This window comes from Empedobacter sp. UBA5036 (assembly GCF_002415215.1).
Lineage (GTDB): Bacteria > Bacteroidota > Bacteroidia > Flavobacteriales > Weeksellaceae > Empedobacter > Empedobacter falsenii_B.
Window position 1 is genome coordinate 770 of the sequence record NZ_DICC01000034.1, and the last position, 26,978, is coordinate 27,747.

The following is a 26,978-nucleotide window of genomic DNA, read 5'->3' on the forward strand; positions in this document are numbered from 1 at the left end:
GTCTTCTACGTTGATAAATTAAAAGTTTATCTTAGGATATTTTTCATAGAATTTCCAATATTCTTTTATAATTTGCAAGTAAGTTATTCATTGTGAATTTTTTATTGTAAAAACAATTTACAAATTTTCAATCAAATGAACAACTTTATTATTTAATAATCAAAATGCAGAACAGGCTAAAAATATAAACTTTTAATAAAATCTCTAGAATAATTTTGAGGATGAGGAATTTTCAAATAATTGCAATTAACTAAAACTTTATTATAGAATAATATATCAATATCTATTAAACGATCAACGTAACTCTCATTTTCTTTGGGTTTAAAATAGATTCTTCCCATTTTTTGTTCAATATCTTTAATTTTTTTCAAAATCTTAAATGGAGAATAACTTGTATTAATTTCTATTTTTTGATTTAAGAATAAATTAGGTGTAGTAAATCCTTCAGCCTTATTTTCAAGAATATTAGATTCTTTTTTTATTTCGCCTACCTCTTTGTTTATAAGGTTTTTAGCTGTTTCTAAATTATTTTTTTTGTCACCTAAGTTTGTACCAAGTAACAAAATGACTATATTTTGCGACATATAGAGCAAAAGTAATAATAAATTAAAAATGAAAAACTTTTTCGGGAGAGTATTCTCAACAATCATAGGAAATCTATTAACGATTAGTGTATTTGTCATACTACTTTTCGTGTTGATATTTGTTTCAGCATTATCTGCTCCAACAAAAAGTGTGAAAGATGGTTCTGTTTTAGAAATTTCGTTGGAAGATCCAATTATGGAAAGTGATATGGATCGTTCCGTTTCTATTTTTGATATGTCAGAAAGTCCAAATGTTTTTTTACAAGATATTATTCATTCAATTGAAGAAGCGAAGAATGATGATAAAATAAAAGGAATTAGTCTGAAATTGGATAAATTTTCTGGTGGAGCTACGCAAGCGACTGATATTCGTAATGCGTTAGAAGATTTTAAAAAATCTGGAAAATTTGTGTATTCATATTCTAATTCAGGAAGTCAGTTGTCATATTATATAAGTAGTGTATCTGATAAAATTTATCAAAATCCTTTGGGTGGAACTTTATTACAAGGTTTGAGTTCTAATATTATGTTCTTCAAAAATGTAGGAGATAAATATGGTGTAGATTTTCAGGTGATTCGTCACGGACAATTTAAGAGTGCTGTAGAGCCTTATATGAGAACAAATATGTCTGATGAGAATCGTTTGCAATTATCGGAATTATTGAATGATGTTTGGGGTAATGTTTCAACTTCGATTACAAAATCACGTAAAATTTCTCCTGAACAATTTACAACAGTAACAGATAGTTTGTATGCTTTCATTCCAGAAACAGGAAAAGAAAACAAGATTTATGATGTATTGGCTCAAGAAAATGAATATCAAAAAATGTTATTCTCAAAACTTGGTTTGAAAGAAGAAAAATCAAAAACTGATTTTGAAGTTCTTGATAAACATACTATAAAAATGGAAGATTATTTTGAGACCTTATCAAATAAATCTGAAAAAGATAAAATTGCAGTTTTGTATGCTTCAGGAACAATTACTGAAGGAGATGGTTTTGATGGTATTCAATCAAAAACTTATGTAGATGCGATTCGCAAAATCAGTCAAAATGATAAAATCAAAGCTTTAGTTTTACGTGTAAATTCTCCTGGAGGTAGCGCAAATGCTTCAGAAGAAATTTTATATGAATTGATGCAATTGAAAACGAAAATGCCAATTGTTGTGTCTTTTGGAGATGTTGCGGCGTCTGGTGGATATTATATCGCGCAAGCTTCTGACAAAATTTATGCGCAACCAAATACAATAACTGGGTCTATTGGTGTTTTTGGAATGATACCAAATGCGCAAAAATTATTCAATAATTTCGGATTAGATTTTGATGAAGTAAAAACGAATGCAAATGCAGATCAGTTAAAGTCTTTGACGACACCATTATCACCAACAGCAAAAAATACGATGCAAAAATCAATTGTATTGATTTATGGAAAATTCGTAAATCACGTTGCTACAAATAGAAAATTAACATACGAGCAAGTTGATAAAATAGGTGAAGGACGTGTTTGGTCTGGAACTCGTGCAAAACAAATTGGTTTGGTAGATGATTTCGGAAGTTTAGATACAGCAATAAAAGAAGCAGCTAAATTGGCTAAAATCGAAAAATATTCGACAGAGAATTACCCAAAACGAAAAGATTCTTTCGAAGAATTTATGGATAATCTTCAAGGAAAAAATACCGAAGCAGCAATTGCAAAAGAATTAGGGTCGGACGGAATCCGAATTTATAAAGAAATAAAGATGATGAATGAACAAAAAGGTATTCAAGTTAGGCTACCTTACGATATTCAAATTCAATAAAAATCATAAAAAAGGGTTAAAATATTTTTAACCCTTTTTTATTGTTAAAATCTTACTATTTTAGTAAAAATATTTAGATGATTAAAAAATTAAATTCTCTTTTATAATCATCTAAATTTATTATACTTTTGTACATTCATTTTTAATAATACTGAGACATAATCAACGATGGGATTATTTGATTTTTTCACGCAAGAAATTGCGATTGACCTGGGGACTGCTAACACTTTAATTATTCATAATAATAAAGTTGTAGTAGATAGTCCATCTATCGTCGCTATACATAGAAGAACAAATAAAGTTATTGCTGTTGGAGAACAAGCAAAACACATGCAAGGTAAAACGCATGATGATATAAAAACAATTCGTCCTTTAAAAGACGGAGTAATTGCAGATTTTGAAGCTTCAGAATTCATGTTGACAGAGTTCATCAAGAAAATTCCTGGAATTCAAGGGAAGTTATTTTCACCTTCATTACGAATGGTGATTTGTATTCCTTCTGGAATTACAGAAGTTGAGAAACGTGCTGTAAAAGATTCTTGTGCACGCGTTAACGCAAAAGATGTTCGTCTTATTTACGAACCAATGGCTGCTGCGATAGGTGTTGGAATTGATATCACTCAACCTAAAGGTAACATGATTATTGATATAGGTGGTGGTACTACAGAAATTGCCGTTGTTGCATTAGGTGGTATTGTTTGTGACAAATCTGTGAAAATTGCAGGTGATGTTTTTACAAATGATATTGCATATTACTTAAGAACCCATCATAATTTATATATCGGAGAAAGAACTGCTGAACGTGTTAAAATTGAAGTTGGAGCTGCTGTAGAAGAACTAGAGCATGCACCAGAGGATATGCCAGTACAAGGACGTGATTTGATTACAGGAAAACCAAAAGAAATTACTGTAAATTACCGCGAAATTGCACGTGCATTAGACAAATCAATTTTACGCATTGAAGATGGTGTAATGGAAACGTTATCTCAAACTCCTCCAGAATTAGCTGCTGATATTTACAACACTGGTATCTATATGGCTGGTGGTGGAGCTATGTTGAGAGGTTTAGATCAACGTATTTCTAAAAAAACAGGTTTACCAGTTTTCTTGGCTGATGATCCTTTACGTGCTGTTGTTCGTGGAACTGGTATTGCACTTAAAAATATTGATAAATTCACTTTCTTAATGAAATAGAAGAGTAAAGAGCAATGCAATATATTCTGAATGCGATTAGAAGAAATGGAATGCTATTAATTTTTGTCTTTTTAGAGTTAATTGCGTTGTTTCTTGTCTTTAAGAAAAATATTTATCACGAAACTATTCTTGCCTCTGCAAGCACATCGTTTACAGGTTATGTGGATGATAAAATTGCGAAGGTGACAAACTTTATTCATTTACCGAGTACCAATAAAGATTTGATGGACGAAAATGCCTTTTTGCGTGAGCAATTGGTGCATTTGGGTATTAAAGATGCGAAAACTAAAAAGTTTTACAAATCGGATACCCTAGGTTATCATCAAACATATTCTTTTGTACCTGCTGAGATTGTAAACAACTCGATTATCAAAACGCAAAACCTTTTGACGATTGATAAAGGAACAAATGACGGAATAGAAAAAGGTGACGGAATCATTACAAATAATGGTGTAATTGGTATTGTAACTTTTGCAGGGAAAAATTATTCTCGTGCAATTTCGTTGTTGAACAAGGATATCAATATCAATGCACGTATCAAAGGAAATCAATATTTCGGGACAGTAAAATGGGATGGAAAAGATCCTCGTTTTGTCCAGTTATATGAAATTCCGAAATACATCGAAGTGAAAAAAGGTGATATCATCGAAACAGATGGTAAATCGCCAGTTTTCCCAGAAGGAATTATTATAGGTAAAGTTGTAAGCAAAGGAATTGATGAAACGGGAGAAATGAAAGTTCAAGTAAGATTGAAACAAGATTTCGCCAATTTAGCTCAAGCTTATGTGGTCACAAACCTTAATAAAGTTGAAATTCAACAAGTAGAAAAATCAGATACAATAACAAGTCCAAAGAATGTTCAATAAAGATTTTTTAATCAATATTATCAAGATTATCGTTTTAGCTTTGTTACAAGTTTTTGTGTTTAATCACATCAACTTTTTAGGAAGTTATCAACCATATATCTATATTGTATTTGTATTATTTTATCCGCCTTATCAAAATAAATATGCCTTACTAATCTTATCATTTATGTTAGGATTAATGATAGATATTTTCGAATATACAGGTGGAATTCATGCTTTCGCATTAACACTTATCGCATTTCTTAGAAATCCAATCATCAAACTTTTGGCAGGAAAACAAGATTACGAAATGGAATTTTTCTCTTTCAATTCGTTCAGTTTTGCGCAATGGTTATTTTATTTGATTATTCTAATTCTTGCACATCATATTATTTTATTACTTCTTGAGAATTTTAAACCATCAGGAATTGGATCTTTGATGCTAAAAGCATTAATCAATTCGGGAATAACTTTTGTGTTTGTCTTTATTTATAAAATTTTATTTAAAAATAAAGTTGGAGTATGAAAAAGTTGATGGTTGTTTATGCACTTATCCTATTTATAGTGTTTCTATTTATAGGACGTTTGGCGTATTTGCAATTATTTACAGATCGTTATACGTTAAATGCATTTAATACTTCGATCAAACAAGAAATTATTTATCCTAATCGTGGTGATATTCTTGATCGAAACGGAAAATTGTTGGTGAGTAACACATATTCGTACGAATTAGACGTTATTCCAGGGAAATTAATTGACAGTTATGGAGAATATATGAATGGTTTTGATAAACCTAAATTCTCTAAAATGATTGGAATTTCTACACAACAATTTGATTCTATTTTAGATAAAATTGTTACCGCAAAAGATTATAAAAAATTATCGCCTTATCCATTCTTAAAAAATATTTCGCGAGAGAATTTTGCTCGTATGCAAGAACAATTGTACTTGTATCCTGCATTTAGCATTATCAAACGTCCTGAACGTAAATACATGGTAAATTCTGCCGGAAATATACTGGGCTATATAAATGAAGCCAATCAAGCATATATCAAAACAGATTCAACCTATTATCAACCTGGAGATTTGGTTGGTATTGCCGGTGTTGAGAAATCGTATGAAAAAGATTTGCGAGGAATAAAAGGTGTAAAAAACTGGATTGTAGATCGAACAATGAATGTTGTTGGTCCATATAAAAACGGAGATTATGATCGACCTGTAAAAAGTGGGAAAACAGTTCATTTGACAATTGATTATCGTTTGCAAGAATTGGCAGAACAAATGCTTCAAAATAAACGTGGGGCAATTGTCGCTCTTGATCCTAATAATGGTGAAATTTTGGCTTTAGCATCTGCGCCAACAATTAATCCAAATGATTATTTGAATACAAAGTTGAGAAGTGCATTAATTAATGATTCAATTTCTCGTCCAACTTATGATAGAGCTTTACAAGGAACTTATCCTCCTGGTTCTACATTCAAAATGGTAACGGCTTTGGCTGGTTTACAAATGGGAACGATGACAGAAAAAACAACATATGTTTGTAAACATGGTTTCCGTTATGGACGTATGCATATTGGTTGTCACTGTGGAATGTATTATACGCCGCAAGGTTTAGAACATGCAATTGGAAAATCATGTAATAATTATTTTTCTGAAGCTTATCGTGATATTGTTCGTAAAGATCCAAATGATTATAGTGTCGGAATTAACGAATGGGCTTCCATTTTGAATAGTTTCGGATTAGGAAAATTTATGGGAACAGATTTACCGGTTGGTAGCAAAGGTCTTATTCCGACAGCTGAGTTTTACGACAATCGCTTTGGAGAAGGTGTTTGGAATCCTTACCGTATTATTTTCAATGGTATGGGACAAGGAGATATTAATACAACTCCGCTGCAAATGGCAAATTATACAGCAATTATTGCCAACAAAGGATTTTTCTATACACCGCATATTGTACATAGTATTGATGGAAAACCATTGACGGATTCTACTTATATGGTGAAAAAAAATACATTGGTTGATCCAAAACATTTTGACATCATTCAACGCGGAATGCGTAATGTATTTACAATGGGTACAGCTCGTAGTTTTGATACAAGTTCTTTTGTACAATTTGGTAAAACTGGAACTTCTCAGAACTCTCATGGACAAGATCACTCATTATTTGTATTGTTTGCTCCAGCAGATAAACCAAAAATTGCGATTGCTGCAATTGTAGAAAATGGTTCTTGGGGTACAACTTATGCTGGACCAATGGCGAGTTTGATCGCAGAATTATACGTAACGGATACAATAAAACGACCTGCGTTAGTGCAACGTATGAAAAATGGTAATCTACAAGGCGAATATCGTCGTCAATGGATAGATTATCTAAAAAGAAAAGGATTATACGTAGAACCTGTAAAAAAGGATTCTATCGGAAATAAAATAGATAGTTTAAAATTTAAAAAAGATTCAACAAAACTAAAACATGAGCCAAAGCAGATTACTAAAAGGAATTGATTGGATTGTACTGATCCTAGGGTTTCTGATAGTAACTTTCGGGATTATGAATGTGTATAGTGTCAATCCAGATTTAGGTGTAAAACAGCTAATTTGGTTTGGACTTGGAATGGTGATGATATTGATTTTGATAATTGCGAGCGGAAACAACCGTAATTTTTTCGAAATTTATAGTCCTGTTTTTTATATCATTTCCCTCGTTTTGCTCGTCGGAGTTTTGATTGTTGGAAAGGAAATTAATGGAGCAAAAGCGTGGTATCGTTTTGGACCTCTGAGTTTGCAACCAGCCGAATTTGCGAAGATTGGTACAGCTTTGTTGATTGCTAATTTTATCAATCATTCAAACGCAAATCTAAAAGACTTAGGTTTTATAGGAAAAATATTGTTGATTATCGCAATACCAGTAGTTTTAATTCTTTTACAACCCGATTTAGGTTCAGTAATTATTTTCTGTTCATTAAGTATTGCCTTGTACAGAGAAGGACTTAATCCATGGATAATTTTAGCACCAATCATATTATTAATCATTTTCTTGATTTCGATTGTACAAATTCCTTTTTACGTTTTATTAGTTTTTGGATTTATAATTCTTACAATAGCTTTATTAATTTTAGCTTTCAATTATAATCAGAATGTAGTTGATGCGATGCATGGTGTTTTAATCGGCTTATCAATTTTCTTTTTATTATTGATTGGAATTTGTTATTTGGTTGAAGATTTATCTGAAGAAACACGCGAATCTTTCGGACATTTATTTCCAATGCGTTCCTTATTTTTCTCAGAACCAATATTTTTTAATACAACTTTCTTTGGATTGATAGGATTCTTTATATCAATTATTCCAGTTTTAATTTTAAAATTAACCGAACAAAAAGAAATTAATGATTCACCATTCAAAACACAATCTGGATTAGCTGCAAATGTTCTGAATTTTAGTATTATTGCGTCTATTGTGTTGTTATTATTTGCAAGCACGGTTAGTTTTATTTCTCCGATCATTTTTGAGAAATTACCCAAACACCAAAAAGAGCGTGTGATGGTTTTGTACGAAGGAGAAGCAAAGTATCGTGATACTTCGGGATATAATTTATTGTATGCAAAAACAGCGATTGGTTCGGGCGAATTATATGGAAAAGGTTACAATCAAGGAACTATTAAAAAAGGAAGGTTTGTACCAGAACAACAAACCGATTACATTTTTACAACAGTAGGAGAAGAGTGGGGATTCATTGGTAGTACAGCCTTGGTGATTGTTTATGCAGTTTTCGTAGGGCGATTATTTTTCTTAGCCGAAATCCAAAAAAATAGATTTGCACGATTTTATGGATATGCAGTCGCCTCTATTTTATTTTTCCACTTTTTTATCAATATCGCAATGGTGATTGGGCTTTTCCCAACGGTTGGTATTCCGTTACCATTTTTCAGCTACGGAGGAAGTTCTTTATGGGGATTCACTATTCTGATCGGAATTTTCCTAATCATTCATTACAAGAACAGTCAAGGATTTATTTAGAATAATAATTCAATAGAATAAAAAAGCTACATTGATTTTCAATGTAGCTTTTTCGTTATTATTTCGATACTTCTAACTCAGAAATATGATGAACTTTCTTAATTAATTTATTGTCTTTATCAACCAAAATTAGAGTAGGAGTAGATTCTATTCCATATTCTGCCGCGATTGGCGAATCCCATCTCAAAAGATCAGTATAATTGTACCAAGGTAATTCTTTCGTAGCATTGTTAAACGCTGTTTGATCATAGTCTAAAGAAATAGCAACAATTTCTCCACCTTTTGATTTGAAGTTCTTGTAAAACTCTTTAATGTGCGGGATTTCTTGTTGACAAGCAGGACACCAAGAAGCCCAGAAAACAATTAATTTTTGATCTTCTTTGATATCATATAATGATTTTTTCCCATTAACAGGTTGAGGAAAAGTGATATTAGGAACTTTACTTCCCACTTGCATAGAAGCGCTTTTTTCCACTTTCTTTTTCAATTGATCTGTTACATTAGAAGTCAAACTTTTTACTTTATCTACATATTTTTTATGAAAATTTGCATATTCTTTTTCAGGAACAAAGTTTAAGATAGTTGTCAATACATTTTGACCTCTTGTCGTTTTGATATCTGTTTTAGCCAAAATTTCGTCTGTAGCAGCAATTAAATTCCCTTCTACATCTTGATTGTTTGCAGCAGCTAATTTTCCATTAATATAAGCAAAAACTAAATCATTAAACATTCCAGATTGCTCCAATCGTATATCATCTTTTACAAAATGATTCACAATTTCATTTAGCGTTTCAGCATCTTTATTTGTTTGAGCTTTTTGTTTCAAATCATTCAACTCATTAATATAGGTAATTAATGGCGAAAAATTTTCGTTACGTTTCAACTCTTTTATACGCTTATCTTCTTTTACCATTGCTGTATAAAATTCATCAGTTGGTTTATACATTTGCATTAAATAAGGAAAAACCTGGTTCTGAATTTCATTTAATGGTTGAAGTGCTAAAACTTTATTGTATTCCTTTTGTGTATTTCCCTCAAAAATTTCAAGTTTAGTAGATATTTCTTGCCCACTAACCGTTTTGAATTTTAGATTTTTGTTATCAGTTAATAACGAAAGATTTTCACCTGTTGGCAAATCAATACGTACAAAACCATTGTATTCTTTTGGAACTTTTACAGAAAAATTTCCGTTGTTATCAGTAATCGCATTGTTGATTAATTTCATTTCGGCATTGTCGAAAATTTTAACCAAAACAGGTTTATTTGCATAATTTTCTATTTGCCCAGAAACATTAAACTGCCCAAAGACAGAACTTCCTAAAACAACAAGCGGCAGTATAAATTTATTTTTCATAGTTTGTTTGATATAAAAAAACCTCAATCTATTGATTGAGGTTTAAAAGTATGAATTTATTTTTTAATTATTAGTCTTTGTTCATATGAATCTATTCCTGCAATTGTTACAGCTGTAACAATTAAAAAAGGTGCATAATCATGAATAGATACTTTTCTAATACCATCCCTATTTCCTGTATTATCTCCGTTCATATTACAATTTTTCCAATCTGAATAAAGGATTTGTAGGTTGGGCGTTAACAGATACATTAATAATGAAAACAAATAAAAAAAACAAGTTAATTTTCAATAATTTTTTCATAGCTAGTTTTATTTGTTAATGGTTTTCTTCGTTAAAGTTTCACCACCTTAATATACAATCTTAACCAAATATAAGGTTGGAATATTATTAATATTTAAATTATAATCTGTATTTGTAGAAATATTGTTTTATAAAATATTTGACGTCCAATTAAATTAAAAATTGAAATATTAGCGGTTGTATTACTTTGCTCAAATTTAACAAAATGACCTCCATTATTTCAATATAAATAGTAGCTTATTTAAATCATTTATATCTAGTGTTTTTGGTGATTGATTCCAATAGAATTCTAAGCGATTATTAATTTTATCGTCAGCTATTTTTTATATATTTATATTGTGTAGAATCACTATAGACCTAAGCAAGTGTGACTAAAGCAAGTAGATTCTTTTTCATAAATTATGTTATTTTTGGTAGGTTTCTATTAAATTAAATAATAATTTTATTACAAATATAAAAATATTTATTAATAAGTTACTATTCAACAGATTATATTATAACTTTTTCTGGTAAATCTTTAATGTTATACATTAAATCAGTAAAGATTTCTTCCGTAACTGCTCGTAATCCTCGAGCTCCTAAACCCAGTTCATTGGCACGGTCTACAATTCTATTTAGGGTTTCGTCCGTCACTACAAGCTCTTTTCCGTCTAGGGCAAAAAGTTTTGTATATTGTTTCATTAGAGAGTTTTTTGGTTCTGTCAAAATAGCTCTCATCGCTTCTTTATCTAATGCTTTAAGATACGTAATAATTGGTAAACGTCCAATTAATTCTGGAATGATACCAAAGTTTTTCAAATCTTGTGCATTTACTTCATCCAAAAGATTTTCGATTTCTTTGTGATCCTCATTCTTGAAACCAATTACGTGTTTCTTCAAACGATCTGCAATGTGTTTTTCTATTCCAGAAAAAGCTCCACCAGCCACAAATAAAATATCTTTTGTATTAACTTCTATAAATTTTTGATCAGGATGCTTACGTCCTCCTTTTGGTGGCACGTTAACAATAGTTCCTTCCAAAATTTTAAGCAAAGCTTGTTGTACACCTTCTCCAGAAACGTCACGTGTAATAGATGGATTGTCACTTTTACGTGCAATTTTATCTACTTCATCAATAAATACGATTCCTTTTTCGGCAAGCTCTACATTGTAATCAGCAGATTGTAAAAGACGCGTCAAAATACTTTCTACATCTTCTCCTACATATCCAGCTTCTGTAAGTACAGTTGCATCAACGATTGCAAATGGAACATTTAATAACTTAGCAATTGTTTTTGCTAATAATGTTTTTCCACTTCCTGTTTCTCCAACTAAAATAACGTTCGATTTGTCAATCTCTACATCATTTTCTTTGTCTAATAATATTCTTTTGTAATGATTGTATACGGCAACCGACAATATTTTTTTTGCCTGGTCTTGACCAATCACATAATCATCTAAAAACTCTTTAATTTCTTTCGGAGATTTTAGCGTTAATGGTTTTATCAAATCGTTATTTTCGTTAAATTTCGATTCTTCTAAAACTATACCATGAGCTTGTTCTATGCAATTATCACAAATATTACCGTCGATTCCAGACACTAAAATATTTACTTCGTTTCTGCTTTTTCCGCAAAAAGAGCACTTATTTTCTTCCAATTTTTTATACTAATTAAGATGCAAAGGTATTTATTTTCTTCTAGATAGAAAATAAATTATTTGTTAATTTCTATAAATGTAAATTAAATCAAAAAAGTGGATATTTTTGTCCTTATTTAGATTATTGTTTTTTTTTATTTCATTCTTATTGTTTTACAAAATTTTAAGTATTTGTAAACGAAAAAAAGGATACTCAAAATTTTGAGTATCCTTTTTTTGTATTTTTATTGAATTTAAAATTATTTACGAGGCAATAAAACTTCGTCAATCATTCCATATTCTTTTGCTTCTTGTGAAGTCATCCAGTAATCACGTTCACCATCTTTTTCGATTTGCTCGAAAGTTTGACCAGAATGAGTTGCAAGAATATCGTATAATTCTTTCTTCAATTTCAAGATTTCCTTTAATGTAATTTCCATATCAGTAGCTTGTCCTTGAGCACCTCCTAAAGGTTGGTGAATCATCACGCGAGAATGTTTAAGAGCCGAACGTTTTCCTGCTGCACCTGCACATAATAAAACTGCTCCCATAGAAGCTGCCATTCCTGTACAAATTGTTGCAACGTCTGGTTTTACTAACTGCATTGTGTCGTAAATTCCTAATCCTGCATAAACACCACCACCTGGTGAGTTAACATAAATCTGAATGTCTTTTGTCGCATCCACACTTTCTAAGAACAATAATTGCGCTTGAATAATATTGGCAATTTGATCATCGATACCTGTTCCTAAAAAGATGATTCTGTCCATCATCAAACGAGAGAAAACGTCCATTTGTGCAACGTTCAATTTTCTTTCTTCAACGATGTAAGGCGTTGTATTTTGGATGTAACTCTCCATATGTAAAGAGCTAATTCCTTTGTCTAACAGCGCATATTTTTTAAATTCTTCTCCTACGTTTTTCATTATTAAATTTAGATTTTAAATGAAAGGTATAAAGAATTTTTTAGAAGTGATTAAGCTTCTGCTAATTCTTTATTTTTTTCTGTAATAATGTCAACAAACTCGTCAAATGTTACTTCTTTCTCGTTCAATTTTACATTGTTTTTGAAGATGTCTAACATTTTGTCTGTAAACACTTGGTATGATAAACGGTTGTATTCTTCTTGATTCTGTAAAGCAGACATTGCAATTTGTTGTAATGTTTCTTCTGGAATAGAAGTTTGACCGTACATTTTTAATTGATCTTTGATTGCAGCAAAAGCAGCTTCTTTTACTTCCTCAGCATTTACTTCTACATTGTTAACTTCAGCAATTTTAGCTTCGATTAATTGGTAACGTAAACCTTTGTCCATTTTTACCAATTCTTCTTTCGCTTGCTCTTCAGAAGTTACATTTTCGTTAGAAGTGATTAACCATTTTGTTAAAAATTCTGTTGGTAAATCAAATTGAACTGTATCTAATAATTTAGCTACAACATCATTGATAATTTGTTTGTCAGATTCTTTGTTGTACATGTTTTCTGACTCTTCTTTGATTTTGTTACGGAAAGCTTCTTCTGAATCTACAGCTCCTTCTCCATAAACTTTATCAAATAATTCTTGGTTAACTTCAGCTTTTTCAGCTTTGTTAATTTCTTTGATTGTATACGTAACGTTAGTTCCTTCTTCAGAAACTTCTGTGTTCAATTGTTGTGCAGCTTCTTCAGCAGTGTCAAAAATATCGTTAGAATTTACTTCTACAACATCACCAGCTTTTTTACCGATAAATGCAGAAGCATCTTTCAATTCTTCTAAACGGATAAATGTTGGTTTAGCTTCTTGCCCTTCTACAGCAGCTTCTACTTTCAATACAGCTTCAGCTTCAGCTTCAGTTAAAGATTTTAATGATCCAAAACGAGCAGCGAAATTATCTACATATTTTTGGATTTCGTCGTCAGCAACTTTTACTTTGTAGCTTTCAACTTCTACTTTAGATAAATCAACATCAAATTCTGGAGCTAATCCTAATTCGAAATCAAATGATAATTGATCAGCATCCCAATCAACATCTTTCATTACTGGAACTGGATTTCCTAATATTGATAATTTTTCTGTGTTGATGTACTCAGATACACTTTTTTGTAAAATTTCGTTAACTGTATCAAAAATAACAGCTTGTTCGTATTGTTTTTTTACAAAACTCATTGGAACTTGTCCTTTACGGAAACCTTTGATGTTAGCTGTTTTTCTGTATTGGTTCAATACGTCAACTACTTTTTCTTGATAATCTGCCTTATCAACAGTTACAGTTAATACTGCGTTTAATTTGTCTGTTGTATTTTTAGTAATATTCATCTACCTTAAATTTGGAGTGCAAATGTATAAATTATTAATGATTTTTAATAGTAAAAAGTAATATTACAATCAATTCATTCACTATAAATTAACAATTCGGATTGAATCTTATCAAATAGTTTAGATTTTGATTTTAGATGTGATGATTGAATTGATTATTTACTACTTTTCTTAGGTGATATTTTCAACAATTAAGCCATTTGATTTTTGCTGACACAATGACATAAAAAAATCCAGAATATACGTTCTGGATTTTCAATATTTCGAAAATTTAATTTCTTATAATTCTCCGTAATTTGCGTAAGATTCGTCAAAAACAAAATCCTCCATAAATTTAGTTGTGTAATTACCCGCGATAAAATCTGGATTATCCATCAACTGTAAGTGGAAAGGAATCGTTGTTTTGATACCTTCGATATAAAATTCCCCTAACGCACGTTTCATTTTTGCTATTGCTTCTTCACGCGTTTGTGCAGTAACAATGATTTTTGCAATCATAGAATCGTAATTTGGTGGAATTGTATATCCAGCATAAACGTGTGTATCAACACGAACACCGTTACCACCAGGAATATTAATATTTGTAATTTTCCCTGGAGAAGGGCGGAAGTCGTTATAAGGATCTTCTGCATTGATACGACACTCGATAGAATGTCCGTTTGGATAATAGTTTTGACCAGAGATTGGCTCACCATCCGCTAACATAATTTGTTCACGAATTAAATCGAAACCTGTTACTTGCTCAGTAATTGGATGCTCTACTTGGATACGAGTATTCATTTCCATAAAGTAGAAATCTCCGTGTTTGTCAACTAAGAATTCAATTGTGCCAACACCTTCATAACCTATATATTCACAAGCTTTAACTGCTGCATCTCCCATACGTTGACGTAATTCGTCTGTCATGATTGGAGAAGGGGTTTCTTCTGCTAATTTTTGATTACGACGTTGAATAGAACAGTCACGTTCTGATAAGTGACAAGCTTTACCGTTTTGGTCACTTGCAACTTGAATCTCGATATGACGTGGTTCTTCGATTAATTTTTCCATATACATTCCGTCGTTACCAAAAGCTGCAGCAGCTTCTGTACGAGCAGATTCCCATGCGTGTAATAAATCTTCTTCTTTCCAAATTGCACGCATACCTTTACCACCACCACCGGCAGTAGCTTTCATCATAACTGGGTATTTAATTTCGCGCGCAACTTCTAAGGCTTGCTCATAGCTTTCTAATAAACCATCAGAACCTGGTACTACAGGAACACCAGCTTCTTTCATAGTAGCTTTCGCATTGGCTTTATCTCCCATACGCTCGATATTTTCTGCAGAAGCACCGATGAATTTGATTCCGTTAGAAGCACAGATTTTAGAAAAAGTTGAGTTTTCAGATAAAAACCCGTAACCTGGGTGAATAGCATCCGCGTCAGTAATTTCTGCAGCCGCGATGATGTTAGCCATTTTTAGGTACGAATCTTTACTTGGAGCAGGACCAATACACACAGCTTCGTCAGCGAAACGTACGTGTAATGAAGTCTCGTCTGCTTTAGAGTAAACGGCAACCGTTTTGATTCCCATTTCTTTTGCAGTACGTATAATACGCATTGCAATTTCACCTCTATTAGCGATTAATATCTTTTTAAACATAATTTTTTAGATGTAATTGATTAAGCTGGATCAACTAAGAATAATGGTTGATCGTACTCAACTGGACTAGCGTCGTCCACTAAGATTTTTACAATTTTTCCAGAAACTTCTGATTCGATTTCGTTGAATAGCTTCATTGCTTCAACAATACATAAAACTTTACCTGGAGCAATAGCATCACCTACATTGATAAAAGGTTCTTTACCTGGTCCTGCAGCACGGTAGAAAGTACCAATCATAGGAGATTTAACTGTAATTAAATTACTATTTTCTTCTTCTGTTGATGTTGTAGAGTTATTTGCTGGTGCAGCTGCAGACGCTTGAGGAGCGGCAATTGGAGCTACAGGAGCTTGTGGTACATAAATTTGTTGAGATGCAACTTGTGCAGGTACGCTTGCTAAAGTTTTGATTTTGATTTCGATGTCATCTTGTTTGATGCTTACTTCAGCAACTTCTGCTTTTGATACGAATCTAATTAAATTTTGAATGTCTTTAATGTCCATATAATGCGGTTTTTTATTTGACCTTTTATGTTTGTTTTTTATAAAACGATTTCAAAGGTATTGAAAAAAAAATAAAAAAAGCTGTTTCTTTTTAGAAACAGCTTCAAAATCTTTCGAAGATTATATTATTCAGTAACTTCTTGTACTTTCTCTAATACTACTTTACCTTTGTAGTATAATTTTCCGTCAGACCAGTGAGCTCTGTGATATAAATGTGCTTCACCTGTTGTTTTATCGATTGCTAATTGTGGAGCTTCGATTTTGTAGTGTGTTCTACGTTTATCTCTTCTTGTTGACGACTGTCTTCTCTTAGGATGTGCCATATCTAACTACTTTTTTTTCTTTATTTCTATAATTTATTTTAATAATAAAAACCAATTAAGGTTTCAAATCTTTCAATTTTGCCCAACGAGGATCAATGTCGTTATTATCGTCATCGTCATCATTGTTGTTGTCTTCATCGTAATGCTCGTATTCTTCATCTTCGTCTAATTCGTAAATGCTGTATTGGTCTAACAATTCAATCATTTCAGAATCGCTTTTGCCATTCAAGACATCGGGATGAATTCGTTTTGTTGGTACTGATAACATTGCCAATTCATAAAGAACTTGCGCAACGTTGATTTGGTATTCCTCTCTTGGAATTACCCACATTTCAAAATCAGTATCGTCAAACTCGTTTCCAAATTTAACAATTAATTCTGCATTATTTGAAATTTCTTGTTGAAACAATTCTCCAGTCAAATCACAAGGGACTGTAATGTCTCCTTTTAAGCTGATTTCTAACTCAAGCATTGTTGATTTTTTATCTAAAATAATTGTTGCAATTAAATTAGGATTGTCAAAATCTTGCTCAATTTCAAATAAATCAAAGAACGATTGTGATAATTCGAATGTAAAATCACTCTTACCAAAAGGCAAGCTTGTAAATACAATATTATAATTTTTTAACTTGTCCATACCACAAAAAGGTGTGCAAAGATAATCTAATTTATTTAAAATTAATAGCTCTTTGCAACTTATTTTAAATTTTTATTCTTTATTATCGCCTTTTTCTAATTTTAGAGGAATATGTTGCAATACATTTTTTGTTAGCTCTTGGTATTCGTTTCGATTTTTATATAATTCGATTGCCGAAAAAATAGCTTCCTTAAATGATTCTTCGTTTGCAATTCCTTTTCCTGCGATGTCGTAAGCTACACCATGATCTGGCGAAGTTCGTACAAATTTTAATCCAGCTGTATAATTAACTCCTTCATCAAAACTAATTGTTTTGAAAGCAACCAATCCTTGATCGTGATACATGGCCAAAACAGCATCAAAAGCGTCTAAATTACTTGGATTGAAAAAACTATCTGCTGAATAAGGTCCGAAAACTAATTGATTTTCGTTAATGCAACGCTCGATAACTGGCGAAATAATTTCTTTTTCTTCTGATCCTAACAAACCATTGTCACCTGCATGAGGATTAAGCCCGAGAACAGCAATTTTTGGCTTGCTGATAGCGTAATCTTCAATCAAACTTTTATGAATTTGTTGAATTTTTGCATAAACAGATTTTGGATTAATTTGTTTGGCAACTTCGCTAATCGGAATATGTTGCGTCACTAAACCAACTCTCAATTTCTCTGAAACTAAGAACATCAAAGGTTTTCCTCCCCAAACTTCTCCTAAATATTCGGTATGACCTGGGAAATGAAATTCTTCGGACTGAATATTATCTTTATTAATTGGAGCCGTTACCAAAACATCTGTAAAACCATCTGAAACAGATTTTGCAGCCGCTTTTAATGATTGATAAGCGTGTTCACCAGCTTCTTTGGTTACTTTACCATAATGTACATCAATTTGATCTTTCCAAAGATTAACCACATTGATTTTTCCGTCTACAATTTGATTTGCATCTTGAATACCTTGAAAATTGATTCGGTCAAATTTTAAACGATCTTTTTGATACGATAATAATTTGGTTGAACCGAAAATAACAGGCGTAAAAAACTCTGTTATTTCTTTTTCTTGTAAGGTTTTTAAGATAACCTCAATTCCGATTCCGTTATAATCACCAATCGAGATGGCAACTCTAATTTTTCTATCTTTTTCAGACATAATGTTAGTTTAATATGATTGGCTGGATGGTTTGTATTTTTTTAAAAATCTTTTGTAAATTAAATCTACAATTAAACCTCCAATCCATGATGAAAAGAATAAAACTGGACAGATCGCAATTTCGTACCAAGTTGGGTGATAAGGCGTGATAAGAACGTCGCCTAATGCAACGATTAACACAATAAAACCTACAAACATCGTGTAAGCTTGTTTAGCTCTTCTTACGATAAGTGCTGTTATAACACCTCCAACTAAAGCTGCAATTCCACTAATTGCGAGCATTGATCCAAAAAATTGAACTTCGAATTTTTTTCCTTCTTGGTGCGAAAAGTATTTGATGATGTGTCTCCATTCAGGGAAAATTTTGTCGTCCCATCCTAATCTATCCGCGTTGTATATAAGACCAAATTGTATAATGGCAAAGATTACAGCTAATCCTACCACTACAGCAATTGTGTTTCTTAATACAGTTTTGTCTTTTAGCATAATATTTTATTAGTCTGCAATGGCGATTACAGAAATTTCAACATTTACGTCGCGTGGTAAACGAGCAACTTCTACACATTCGCGTGCAGGGTAATTTTCGTCATTAAAATAAGAAGCATAAACTTCGTTAACTGCATTGAAATCATTCAAATCCTTAACGAAAATTGTTGTTTTTACAACTTGGTCAATTGTTGTTCCGCCCGCTTCTAAAATTGCAATTACATTTTTCATTACTTGATGAACTTCATCTTGAATACCTGTTGTAACCAATTCATTTTTTTCTACATTGAAAGGAATTTGTCCTGATGTGTAAATAAATCCGTTGTATTTTACACCTTGTGAATAAGGTCCAATTGCTTGTGGTGCTTTTTCTGTATGAACGATTTGTTTTTTCATATTAATATTTTTTTAGTAATTAAGTCTTGATCTATCGTTGTATTTTAAATCTTGTAAGATTGATGCTTTGATTCCGATAAAGAAATCATAACTTTTATATGTTCCCATTGGTGTCCAGTTGAATGATAAGGTAAAGCTTCGTAAATCTCTTTCAAAACCAAAACGTACATAAGTTATTTCACTTTTGATGAAATCGTAAGTTGCATTTGCAGAAATTGCCCAATATGGTGTTGGCGAAATTTTACCATTCATTGCAATAGAACCTGTGCTACTTCCTTTTCGTTCTGTTCCTTTGCTATAATTATAACTTAAATTAGCTGTTAAACTCCAAGGAATAGCAAATTGCGCATAATTATCGCTGTCATAATAGAAATTTTCGTCACGAACTGTTCCACGCTTTTTATAGTTCTTGGCATCGAAACGTTTTCCACCAAATGTACTATTATCAAAAGTATAACCAGTTCCTAATGTCATATTCGAAATACGAAGATTTCCTAAGCCAAGTTCATCAATGTATTGAGCAACTTCATTTCCTTCAGCATTTATATAACGTTGAATTTTATATGGATTAACAGTTGATGAGAATTGTACATTTACTTTTCTGTTAAACAAAGATGTCATTCCATTAATACTAATTGGAGAAAGTTTAAATTCATCCGCAGAGAAATTATAAGATGAACTCAAACGTAAATATTCAAAAATCTTTACTTTCTTGAAACCTTTCGAATCATTTGCATCTTTTACTTTCATCTCTAAATTGTTCGAAATTCCAAAGTTTAATGAATTTGTCAAACCAGGAATTGATACACCATACAACATGTTTTGATATTGATTGTACCAAACTTCTTCTTGATTTTGGTTTTGATAAGCTTTGTAATATCCCCAAGATTGACTTTGGAAATCCGGCGTATAACTATAACCAATAGATGGTGTAATCACGTGCTGAATTCCTAAAATCTTAGCATCTTTATTTGGATTAAGATATAATCCATAAATATTAGTTGAAACAGAAGCATTGAAATTAAATGTTCGATATGAATTGAATCCTTTCAATGTTGTGTCCTCTATTTTTCCGTTAACAGAATTGTAGTTTTTAATCAAACGATTATCACCCCAAACTTCATTATAGTCAGAAGAAAGTGTTAATGGGAAATAATTAGCAAGTGTAATACCTGTCTGCAAACCAATTTTGTGATTCGCACCCATTCGCATTTGATCTTTCCACATTTTGTCCGTAAAGATGTCTTTGTCGTTGGTGTTAACTTCATTTCCAGCTTGCATACTATACGTTAAACCAAGATTCTGAATTAAACCTTCTTTTGGCATATTTTTCTTTGCAAATGGGAAAATACGAGACATCGTCAAGTTGAAACGAGGAAATGCAATGTTAATATCTCCAGTATTATAGTTTTGAGAGTGAGACATACTCAATTGAGCTGTTAGAGGTGCATTCTCAAAGTTTTTTGTTAAGTTGATAGACGAGTTAACGTTGTTTGTAAAAACTTGTCCAGTATTGATGTATTGATTTCGTACAGATTCACGGTAATATTTCGAACTCGAAAAGTTAACGTTGGCATTGAACAGCCAATATGGATTTGCTTTTGGGTCTTGGCTATGCGACCACATTACACCAAACATATTTTGTTTAGAAAACGCATTAGAACCTTCGGTAAGACCTTTGATACCAGTTAAGCGATTTTCTACATTCGCTGCAAGTCGTCCATTGTATTTATAACGTTTTTTATAGGTAGACTCGGCTCTAGCAGCCCAACTACCTTTTGTATAAACATCTCCCGAAAGTTTTAAATCGAAATTATCTCCAAATGGAACATAAAACCCTAAATCTTCGATAAAGAAACCAAGATTTGTACGCTCACCTGGGCGAGGCATCAAAATACCTGCGGCACGTTTTGCACCCATCGCTGGGATGTAACCAAATGGCAATGCTAAGGGCGTTGGTACGTCATAAATCCACATATTGATAGGTCCGGTAATTAATGTTTTCTTACCATTTTTATCAATCATTTTTCCTTCTTTGGCGCGAAGAAAATAATCTGGTCGAGTATCTTTTCCTTCTTTAAAATAAGTATCCGTTGTAAAATCGGCACGTTTTAACAACATTACCGAATCATTGACACGCTTCGCTTTATCAGCAATGATGATTCCATCTTCTTGCGTCATGCGAATGTTATATGCAATTCCAACTTTCGTTTTGAAATTTACTTTGAAAGCATCTTGCAAAATTTCTTGTTGACCTTGTGTAAACTTAGTTTTTTCAATAATATTCCCAATAGAATCGCGCTTACCTTCGGCATATACATCACCTGTATCCCAATTTAGTTCGATATAATCTGCATCAATAGTCATATCGCCGTAAACTACATGTGCCTTACGCAAAAGGTAAGTCATACGTTTTTTACGATTATGTATTTCGTCCTCGGAATTGTGCTCTACCACAAACTCTAATTTCTCTTTTACAGGGATAATAGTATCTAATTTTACTGAATCAGAAACTATCTTAGAGTGATCTTTATCGTTATTATTTTGCTTAACTTGTCCAAAAGAAACGGTGCAAACCATAACTGGACTAAAAAATAAAATCGATTTAATTGCCTTTGTAAACAAATTGAAAAACTTATTTTTTATAAATTGCGTCAAAATTAATCAAAAAAACAAACCTATAGTATGAGTTTAAAAATGATTAACATACAAAAGTATTTATTTTTTGCGATGATGATGGTATTTTCTACATTTTCATTTGCACAAAAAAAGCAAAATTTTGTAATTGTTATTGATGCTGGTCATGGTGGACATGATGCTGGAGCAAGGGGAGTCGCTGATTATGAAAAGAATATCACGTTAGATGTTTCGAAAAGATTGGCGGAATTAATTAAGAAAAATCACAAAGATGTTAAAGTTGTTTTAACACGTGATACAGATATTTTTTTAGAATTATGGGAACGTACACGAATTTCAAATGATAATCATGCGAATTTATTTGTCTCGATTCACTGTAATTCGGCTGATAACAAAAGCGCAACGGGAACAGAAACATTTGTAATGGGATTGAAACGATCTAACGAAACAGATGAAGTTTCTAAACGTGAAAACTCGGTTGTGTTTTTAGAGAAAGATCAAGAACGTTACGAAAAATTTAATCCAAATGATCCGGAAGCGGTTATCGCTTTTGAGATTATGAATGCAGCTTATAAAGAACAATCTATTCGTTTTGCAGATTTGGTAGAAAAAGGTTTCGTGAATCGTGATTTCAGAAAAAGTAGAGGTGTTAAACAAGCAAATTTTCACGTGTTGAGAGGAAATGCTTCTCCTTCTGTTTTGGTAGAGTTAGGATTTATTTCGAATTATGATGAAGGAACATTTTTAGCATCAGACGAAGGAAAAGATAAAACGACGACTACAATTTATGAAGCTTTTAAACAATTCAAAAAAGAATATGATCGTAGAAGTGGAGTAGAGGACGAGGACGAAAAACCTAAACCAGTTAAAAAAGTTGAAAAACCTGTAGAAGGTAAAAAATTGAAGGTAAGGGTAATGGAGTCTAAAATGAAATTTTCTTCAACTTCGCCGCAATTAAGAGGTTTAACAGATTTAGATGTAATTCAGGAAGGTGATAATTACGTGTATTATTACGGAGAAACAGATTTACAATCTCGTGCAGATGATTTGTTGCAAACGGTAAAACGTAAAGGATTTTCTGGTGCAAAAATTGTAGAATTTGAAACGAATAAAAAATTAGAAGGTGGTAAAAATTATCGTGTTCAGTTTATGACATCAAATAAAAAATATAAAGACAAAGACGAAAAATTTAATGGATTGACAAATGTGTTGCGAGTAAAAGAAGGTGGACTTCAGAAATATTATTATGGCTCTGATAAAACAATGGAATCTGCTCAAAAAACATTGAAACAAGTACAAGACAAAGGTTTTAGAAACGCCTTTATCGTTACATTTAATGGTGAAGAACCAATGTAAACGTAATATAAAATGTTTCTTTACAAATTAAATTTTATTTTTGCATAAAATCATAACAAGTGAAGTTATCTAAAGAATTAAAAATAGGAGTTGTTACCATCTTAACCTTAGTAGGTTTTTTCATGCTATTCAATTTCTTAAAAGGTCAAAATATTTTTTCATCAGGACGTTTGTTTACTGTAAAATACGAAAATGTAAGCGGATTAGCTCCTTCTAAACCTGTTTCTGTAAACGGTTTGAGAGTTGGTCAGGTGAAAGAAATTAAAATTATAGATACTGCAAAACCTATCTATTTTGAAGTCGTGATTTCTGTCGAAAAAGATATTCAATTTTCGAAAAAAACAATTGCAGAAATTTACGAACCAGGAATTATGTCTGGACCAGAAGTTAGACTTTTATTAGACTATGGACCAGATGTAGCAAAAGATGGTGATTATTTACAAGGTCGTATTGCAGGCGGAATGTTAGATGGTTTGACGAAACAATTAACGCCAACACAAGCAAAGTTAGATAGTGTTTTATTAAGTTTTAATCAAACATTAGGAAGTGTAAACAATGTTTTGGATCCGTCAACTCAACAAGATATTAAAGCAATGTTGAGAAACTTGAATCATACAATTGATTCGTTCGACAAAACAGCGCAATCGTTGACTGCAACATCAAATAGTGCAAATAATTTGATCAAAACAAACGAAAAGACATTGAACACAACGCTTAACAATGCAAGTGCTACAATGGCTTCTGCAAAAGCTACGGTTGACAAATTTGGAAAAACTGCGGATAAATTAAACGCGTTAGAATTAGATCAAGTGATTAAGAATTTTGAAAATGCGTCTAAAAACTTAAATACATTGTTAGAAGATATGAACAATGGAAAAGGTTCTTTAGGAAAATTAGCAAAAGATGAAACGCTAGCTAACGAACTTGAAGCAACAATCAAAAATATGAATGAATTGGTAACAGACTTAAAGAAAAACCCAAGTCGTTATGTGAACATCTCTGTTTTTGGTAAAAAGCAACCAGTTCAGCCATAAAATCAAAACTAAAATTTAAATACTCAAAACTCACAAAAAGACTAATAAAAAATGATGAAGTACATTCCAAATGTAATCTTTCTTCTAATTATGATAGGAAGTATTTGGTTCTTTGCGCAAAACGTAAAGAAACTTATACGTAACATCAAATTAGGGAAAGAAATAGATCGTTTCGATCATCCTGCGGAAAGGTGGAAAACGATGGCTCGTGTGGCTTTAGGACAAGGTAAAATGACTGTTCGTCCTCTTGCTGGTATTCTACATGTTTTTGTTTATGTAGGATTTGTTTTAATCAATATCGAAGTATTAGAAATTATCATCGATGGTGTATTCGGAACACACCGTATTCTAAGTTTCTTAGGAGGTTTCTATAACGGAATGATAGGGTTTTTCGAGATTTTAGCCTTTTTGGTGATGGTTTCGTGTATCATTTTCTTCTGTAGAAGAAACTTTGTAAAAGTTGGACGTTTTTGGAAACCAGAAATGAAAGGCTGGGCAAAAGACGATGCTAATTATATCCTAATTATGGAGGTTGCATTTATGTTGGCTTTATTTACAATGAATGGTGCAGATCAAGTGTTACAAAAAATGGGTGCACCTCATTATATCGAAACAGGATCTTTTCCAATTTCTTCTTGGTTAACAGCACCAATTATTAGTCAATTCAACGACATCACATTTATTACAATTATAGAAAGAGCAGCTTGGTGGTTTCATATCATCGGAATTTTCTTTTTCTTAAATTATTTGTATTATTCAAAACATTTACACATCATTTTGGCTTTTCCAAATACATGGTTTTCTAAGTTAGAACCAAAAGGAGAATTCAATAATTTACAATCTGTAACAGATGAGGTAAAAATGATGATGGATCCAAATGCAGATCCTTACGCAGCACCTGCCGAACCACAGGGAGAGCCAGAAACATTTGGAGCAAAAGATATTTTTGATTTAAACAGAGTACAATTATTGAATGCCTACACATGTACGGAGTGTGGGCGTTGTACATCTGAATGTCCAGCAAATTTGACAGGGAAAAAATTATCTCCTCGAAAAATTATGATGGATACTCGTGATCGTTTAGAAGAAGTAAGTAAAAACATCGATGCAAACGGAAGTTTTGTGGATGATGGTAAAATGCTTGTCAACGATTACATTTCGCCAGAAGAATTATGGGCATGTACATCTTGTAATGCTTGTACACAGGCTTGTCCAGTAAATATCGATCCGTTATCAATTATTATTGATTTGCGTCGTTATTTGGTAATGGAACAATCTGCTGCGCCAAACGAGTTGAACATGATGATGACAAATGTCGAAAATAATGGAGCTCCTTGGCAATTTAACAATGCGGATAGATTGAATTGGGCAAACGATTAAAATTGTAAAATACAATTACTCATTCTCAAAGAACTATTAATTTTTATACATAACACACAAACACAACACACATGGAAAATTTCTTAGAGGAAAAAATTGAAAACGGAGAAAGAGTAAGTCCTATTTTACCAGAAAATGTCAAAAATTATTTAATTGACATTGATGGAACAATTTGCGATGATATTCCAAACGAAGAACCAGAACGTATGCTAACTGCGGAGTTATATCCTGATGCTTTAGAAACGTTAAACAAATGGTACGACGAAGGACATATTATCACATTTTTTACATCACGTACAGAAGAACATCGTGAGTACACAGAAATTTGGTTGAAAAAACATGGTTTCAAATATCATGGACTTTTAATGGGAAAACCTCGTGGAGGAAATTATCATTGGGTAGACAACCATTTAGTAAAAGCAACACGATACAATGGTAAATTTACAGATTTGGTAGAAAAAAATGTTTCGATTCAAGTTTTTGATGATGGAAAACATTAAACCAAATCCATTCAAATAACACAAAGACTACAAAAAAATATGTCAAATATTACAGTTAAAACAATGGCTCAATATATGGCCGAAGGCAAACAACCAGAAGTTTTGTTTTGGGTTGGATGTGCTGGAAGTTTTGATGATAGAGCCAAAAAAATAACACGTGCATTCGTTAAGATTTTAAATAATATTGGAGTAGAATTCGCTGTTTTAGGAACAGAAGAATCGTGTACAGGTGATCCTGCAAAGCGTGCCGGAAACGAATTTGTTTTTCAAATGCAAGCTATGATGAACATTGAAGTTCTGAATGCTTACGAAGTGAAAAAAATCGTTACGACTTGTCCACATTGTTTCAATACCTTAAAAAATGAATATCCAAGTTTAGGTGGAGAGTATGAAGTTTTGCATCATTCTCAATATTTACAACAGTTAATCAACGAAGGTAAATTGAAATTAGAAGGTTCTGAAACATTCAAAGGAAGACGAATCACTTTCCACGATCCTTGTTATTTAGGTCGCGGTAACGATGTGTATGAAGCGCCTCGTGAATTAATCGAAAAATTAGATGCCGAATTAGTCGAAATGAAACGTTGCAAAACACGTGGATTATGTTGTGGTGCTGGTGGAGCGCAGATGTTCAAAGAACCAGAAAAAGGAAACAAAGACATCAATGTAGAACGTACAGAAGAGGCTTTAGAGAAAGAGCCGCACATTATCGCAACAGGTTGTCCATTTTGTAATACAATGATGACAGACGGTGTAAAACACTTCGAAAAAGAATCAACGGTTATGGTAAAAGACTTAGCTGAATTGATTATGGAAGCGAAAGATTTATAATCGAATTTATAAAAATAATATAAAAAAGCCATCTCTTTGAGATGGCTTTTTTATGTAAAAATTTTAGCTTTCTAACATCTAACATCTAACATC

The 26,978-nt window shown here is 32.1% G+C and carries 25 protein-coding genes; 11 read left to right on the forward strand and 14 right to left on the reverse strand.

Features of this window, described 5'->3' with window-relative positions:
* Positions 1 to 176: 176 nt before the first annotated feature.
* The gene (gene folK, locus B4J88_RS06210; protein ID WP_221854325.1) at positions 177 to 563 is read right to left on the reverse strand and encodes a 2-amino-4-hydroxy-6-hydroxymethyldihydropteridine diphosphokinase; all 387 of its coding nucleotides are present in this window, start codon (positions 561 to 563) and stop codon (positions 177 to 179) included.
* A 49-nt stretch (positions 564 to 612) separates the two neighbouring features.
* Between folK and sppA the strand changes: the two genes are divergently transcribed.
* The 6 genes from sppA (at position 613) to rodA (ending at position 8,442) form a co-directional block, all read left to right on the forward strand.
* Positions 613 to 2,382, forward strand: coding sequence for a signal peptide peptidase SppA (sppA, locus tag B4J88_RS06215; protein WP_291048802.1), 1,770 nt, complete (start codon positions 613 to 615; stop codon positions 2,380 to 2,382).
* Positions 2,383 to 2,550: 168 nt separating this feature from the next.
* A complete protein-coding gene (locus B4J88_RS06220; protein WP_019975837.1) occupies positions 2,551 to 3,576 on the forward strand; it encodes a rod shape-determining protein in 1,026 nt (341 codons plus the stop codon).
* 14 nt (positions 3,577 to 3,590) lie between these two features.
* On the forward strand, positions 3,591 to 4,442 hold the full coding sequence (gene mreC, locus B4J88_RS06225; protein ID WP_291066878.1) for a rod shape-determining protein MreC: 852 nt from the start codon (positions 3,591 to 3,593) through the stop codon (positions 4,440 to 4,442).
* A complete protein-coding gene (gene mreD / locus B4J88_RS06230) occupies positions 4,432 to 4,947 on the forward strand; it encodes a rod shape-determining protein MreD (protein ID WP_291048795.1) in 516 nt (171 codons plus the stop codon). The genes mreC and mreD overlap by 11 nt, the downstream gene beginning before the upstream one ends.
* Complete coding sequence (locus tag B4J88_RS06235; protein ID WP_291066880.1) at positions 4,944 to 6,929, forward strand: peptidoglycan D,D-transpeptidase FtsI family protein; 1,986 nt, start codon at positions 4,944 to 4,946, stop codon at positions 6,927 to 6,929. The genes mreD and B4J88_RS06235 overlap by 4 nt, the downstream gene beginning before the upstream one ends.
* Positions 6,898 to 8,442 (forward strand): rod shape-determining protein RodA, encoded by a 1,545-nt coding sequence (rodA, locus tag B4J88_RS06240; RefSeq protein ID WP_291048789.1) that lies wholly within the window; start codon positions 6,898 to 6,900, stop codon positions 8,440 to 8,442. The genes B4J88_RS06235 and rodA overlap by 32 nt, the downstream gene beginning before the upstream one ends.
* A gap of 58 nt (positions 8,443 to 8,500) precedes the next feature.
* Here the strand turns inward: rodA and B4J88_RS06245 are convergent, their stop codons facing one another.
* The 13 genes from B4J88_RS06245 to B4J88_RS06305 form a co-directional block, all read right to left on the reverse strand.
* Positions 8,501 to 9,796 carry a TlpA family protein disulfide reductase gene (locus tag B4J88_RS06245; RefSeq protein ID WP_291059229.1) on the reverse strand — a complete coding sequence of 432 codons (1,296 nt, stop codon included), beginning with the start codon at positions 9,794 to 9,796 and terminating at the stop codon, positions 8,501 to 8,503.
* A 56-nt stretch (positions 9,797 to 9,852) separates the two neighbouring features.
* Entirely contained in the window at positions 9,853 to 9,990 is a 138-nt protein-coding gene (locus B4J88_RS06250; protein ID WP_286494681.1) for a hypothetical protein, read from the reverse strand.
* Between the two features lie 598 nt (positions 9,991 to 10,588).
* Positions 10,589 to 11,737 carry an ATP-dependent Clp protease ATP-binding subunit ClpX gene (clpX, locus tag B4J88_RS06255; protein WP_280062867.1) on the reverse strand — a complete coding sequence of 383 codons (1,149 nt, stop codon included), beginning with the start codon at positions 11,735 to 11,737 and terminating at the stop codon, positions 10,589 to 10,591.
* Between the two features lie 239 nt (positions 11,738 to 11,976).
* Positions 11,977 to 12,642: an ATP-dependent Clp endopeptidase proteolytic subunit ClpP gene (gene clpP, locus B4J88_RS06260; RefSeq protein WP_038331995.1), complete on the reverse strand. Its 666-nt coding sequence runs from the start codon at positions 12,640 to 12,642 to the stop codon at positions 11,977 to 11,979.
* 50 nt (positions 12,643 to 12,692) lie between these two features.
* Positions 12,693 to 14,012, reverse strand: coding sequence for a trigger factor (locus tag B4J88_RS06265; protein ID WP_038331998.1), 1,320 nt, complete (start codon positions 14,010 to 14,012; stop codon positions 12,693 to 12,695).
* A gap of 279 nt (positions 14,013 to 14,291) precedes the next feature.
* Entirely contained in the window at positions 14,292 to 15,656 is a 1,365-nt protein-coding gene (accC, locus tag B4J88_RS06270) for an acetyl-CoA carboxylase biotin carboxylase subunit (protein WP_221854334.1), read from the reverse strand.
* 20 nt (positions 15,657 to 15,676) lie between these two features.
* Positions 15,677 to 16,159, reverse strand: coding sequence for an acetyl-CoA carboxylase biotin carboxyl carrier protein (gene accB, locus B4J88_RS06275; RefSeq protein ID WP_125348723.1), 483 nt, complete (start codon positions 16,157 to 16,159; stop codon positions 15,677 to 15,679).
* Between the two features lie 125 nt (positions 16,160 to 16,284).
* Positions 16,285 to 16,482 (reverse strand): 50S ribosomal protein L32, encoded by a 198-nt coding sequence (rpmF, locus tag B4J88_RS06280; RefSeq protein WP_019975824.1) that lies wholly within the window; start codon positions 16,480 to 16,482, stop codon positions 16,285 to 16,287.
* A gap of 55 nt (positions 16,483 to 16,537) precedes the next feature.
* On the reverse strand, positions 16,538 to 17,119 hold the full coding sequence (locus tag B4J88_RS06285) for a YceD family protein (protein WP_125348725.1): 582 nt from the start codon (positions 17,117 to 17,119) through the stop codon (positions 16,538 to 16,540).
* A gap of 72 nt (positions 17,120 to 17,191) precedes the next feature.
* Complete coding sequence (gene pdxA / locus B4J88_RS06290) at positions 17,192 to 18,265, reverse strand: 4-hydroxythreonine-4-phosphate dehydrogenase PdxA (RefSeq protein WP_286484795.1); 1,074 nt, start codon at positions 18,263 to 18,265, stop codon at positions 17,192 to 17,194.
* A gap of 9 nt (positions 18,266 to 18,274) precedes the next feature.
* Positions 18,275 to 18,751, reverse strand: a complete 477-nt coding sequence (locus B4J88_RS06295) for a hypothetical protein (protein ID WP_291066883.1) — start codon at positions 18,749 to 18,751, stop codon at positions 18,275 to 18,277.
* A 9-nt stretch (positions 18,752 to 18,760) separates the two neighbouring features.
* Positions 18,761 to 19,147: a RidA family protein gene (locus B4J88_RS06300; RefSeq protein ID WP_125348731.1), complete on the reverse strand. Its 387-nt coding sequence runs from the start codon at positions 19,145 to 19,147 to the stop codon at positions 18,761 to 18,763.
* 12 nt (positions 19,148 to 19,159) lie between these two features.
* Positions 19,160 to 21,772, reverse strand: coding sequence for a putative LPS assembly protein LptD (locus B4J88_RS06305; protein WP_291066885.1), 2,613 nt, complete (start codon positions 21,770 to 21,772; stop codon positions 19,160 to 19,162).
* 72 nt (positions 21,773 to 21,844) lie between these two features.
* Here B4J88_RS06305 and B4J88_RS06310 point away from each other — a divergent pair, with 72 nt between their 5' ends.
* From B4J88_RS06310 to B4J88_RS06330, 5 genes are all read left to right on the forward strand, one after another.
* Positions 21,845 to 23,140 (forward strand): N-acetylmuramoyl-L-alanine amidase family protein, encoded by a 1,296-nt coding sequence (locus B4J88_RS06310; RefSeq protein ID WP_257467976.1) that lies wholly within the window; start codon positions 21,845 to 21,847, stop codon positions 23,138 to 23,140.
* A 59-nt stretch (positions 23,141 to 23,199) separates the two neighbouring features.
* Positions 23,200 to 24,174, forward strand: coding sequence for an MlaD family protein (locus tag B4J88_RS06315; RefSeq protein WP_038332017.1), 975 nt, complete (start codon positions 23,200 to 23,202; stop codon positions 24,172 to 24,174).
* Between the two features lie 54 nt (positions 24,175 to 24,228).
* On the forward strand, positions 24,229 to 25,554 hold the full coding sequence (locus tag B4J88_RS06320) for a (Fe-S)-binding protein (RefSeq protein WP_291066917.1): 1,326 nt from the start codon (positions 24,229 to 24,231) through the stop codon (positions 25,552 to 25,554).
* 71 nt (positions 25,555 to 25,625) lie between these two features.
* Positions 25,626 to 26,054: an LNS2 domain-containing protein gene (locus B4J88_RS06325; protein ID WP_125348737.1), complete on the forward strand. Its 429-nt coding sequence runs from the start codon at positions 25,626 to 25,628 to the stop codon at positions 26,052 to 26,054.
* A 39-nt stretch (positions 26,055 to 26,093) separates the two neighbouring features.
* Positions 26,094 to 26,885 carry a (Fe-S)-binding protein gene (locus tag B4J88_RS06330; protein WP_038332021.1) on the forward strand — a complete coding sequence of 264 codons (792 nt, stop codon included), beginning with the start codon at positions 26,094 to 26,096 and terminating at the stop codon, positions 26,883 to 26,885.
* Positions 26,886 to 26,978: the final 93 nt, after the last annotated feature.

Bases quoted from the DNA above. Each gene is read 5' to 3' on its own strand.
- B4J88_RS06265 (WP_038331998.1), bottom strand. From the start codon at position 14,012: ATGAATATTACTAAAAATACAACAGACAAATTAAACGCAGTATTAACT.
- mreC (WP_291066878.1), top strand. From the start codon at position 3,591: ATGCAATATATTCTGAATGCGATTAGAAGAAATGGAATGCTATTAATT.
- B4J88_RS06250 (WP_286494681.1), bottom strand. From the start codon at position 9,990: ATGAACGGAGATAATACAGGAAATAGGGATGGTATTAGAAAAGTATCT.
- accC (WP_221854334.1), bottom strand. From the start codon at position 15,656: ATGTTTAAAAAGATATTAATCGCTAATAGAGGTGAAATTGCAATGCGT.
- pdxA (WP_286484795.1), bottom strand. From the start codon at position 18,265: ATGTCTGAAAAAGATAGAAAAATTAGAGTTGCCATCTCGATTGGTGAT.
- sppA (WP_291048802.1), top strand. From the start codon at position 613: ATGAAAAACTTTTTCGGGAGAGTATTCTCAACAATCATAGGAAATCTA.
- B4J88_RS06235 (WP_291066880.1), top strand. From the start codon at position 4,944: ATGAAAAAGTTGATGGTTGTTTATGCACTTATCCTATTTATAGTGTTT.
- B4J88_RS06245 (WP_291059229.1), bottom strand. From the start codon at position 9,796: ATGAAAAATAAATTTATACTGCCGCTTGTTGTTTTAGGAAGTTCTGTC.
- rpmF (WP_019975824.1), bottom strand. From the start codon at position 16,482: ATGGCACATCCTAAGAGAAGACAGTCGTCAACAAGAAGAGATAAACGT.
- B4J88_RS06325 (WP_125348737.1), top strand. From the start codon at position 25,626: ATGGAAAATTTCTTAGAGGAAAAAATTGAAAACGGAGAAAGAGTAAGT.
- B4J88_RS06300 (WP_125348731.1), bottom strand. From the start codon at position 19,147: ATGAAAAAACAAATCGTTCATACAGAAAAAGCACCACAAGCAATTGGA.
- B4J88_RS06320 (WP_291066917.1), top strand. From the start codon at position 24,229: ATGAAGTACATTCCAAATGTAATCTTTCTTCTAATTATGATAGGAAGT.
- B4J88_RS06330 (WP_038332021.1), top strand. From the start codon at position 26,094: ATGTCAAATATTACAGTTAAAACAATGGCTCAATATATGGCCGAAGGC.
- clpP (WP_038331995.1), bottom strand. From the start codon at position 12,642: ATGAAAAACGTAGGAGAAGAATTTAAAAAATATGCGCTGTTAGACAAA.
- rodA (WP_291048789.1), top strand. From the start codon at position 6,898: ATGAGCCAAAGCAGATTACTAAAAGGAATTGATTGGATTGTACTGATC.
- accB (WP_125348723.1), bottom strand. From the start codon at position 16,159: ATGGACATTAAAGACATTCAAAATTTAATTAGATTCGTATCAAAAGCA.
- B4J88_RS06220 (WP_019975837.1), top strand. From the start codon at position 2,551: ATGGGATTATTTGATTTTTTCACGCAAGAAATTGCGATTGACCTGGGG.
- mreD (WP_291048795.1), top strand. From the start codon at position 4,432: ATGTTCAATAAAGATTTTTTAATCAATATTATCAAGATTATCGTTTTA.
- B4J88_RS06295 (WP_291066883.1), bottom strand. From the start codon at position 18,751: ATGCTAAAAGACAAAACTGTATTAAGAAACACAATTGCTGTAGTGGTA.
- B4J88_RS06310 (WP_257467976.1), top strand. From the start codon at position 21,845: ATGATTAACATACAAAAGTATTTATTTTTTGCGATGATGATGGTATTT.
- B4J88_RS06285 (WP_125348725.1), bottom strand. From the start codon at position 17,119: ATGGACAAGTTAAAAAATTATAATATTGTATTTACAAGCTTGCCTTTT.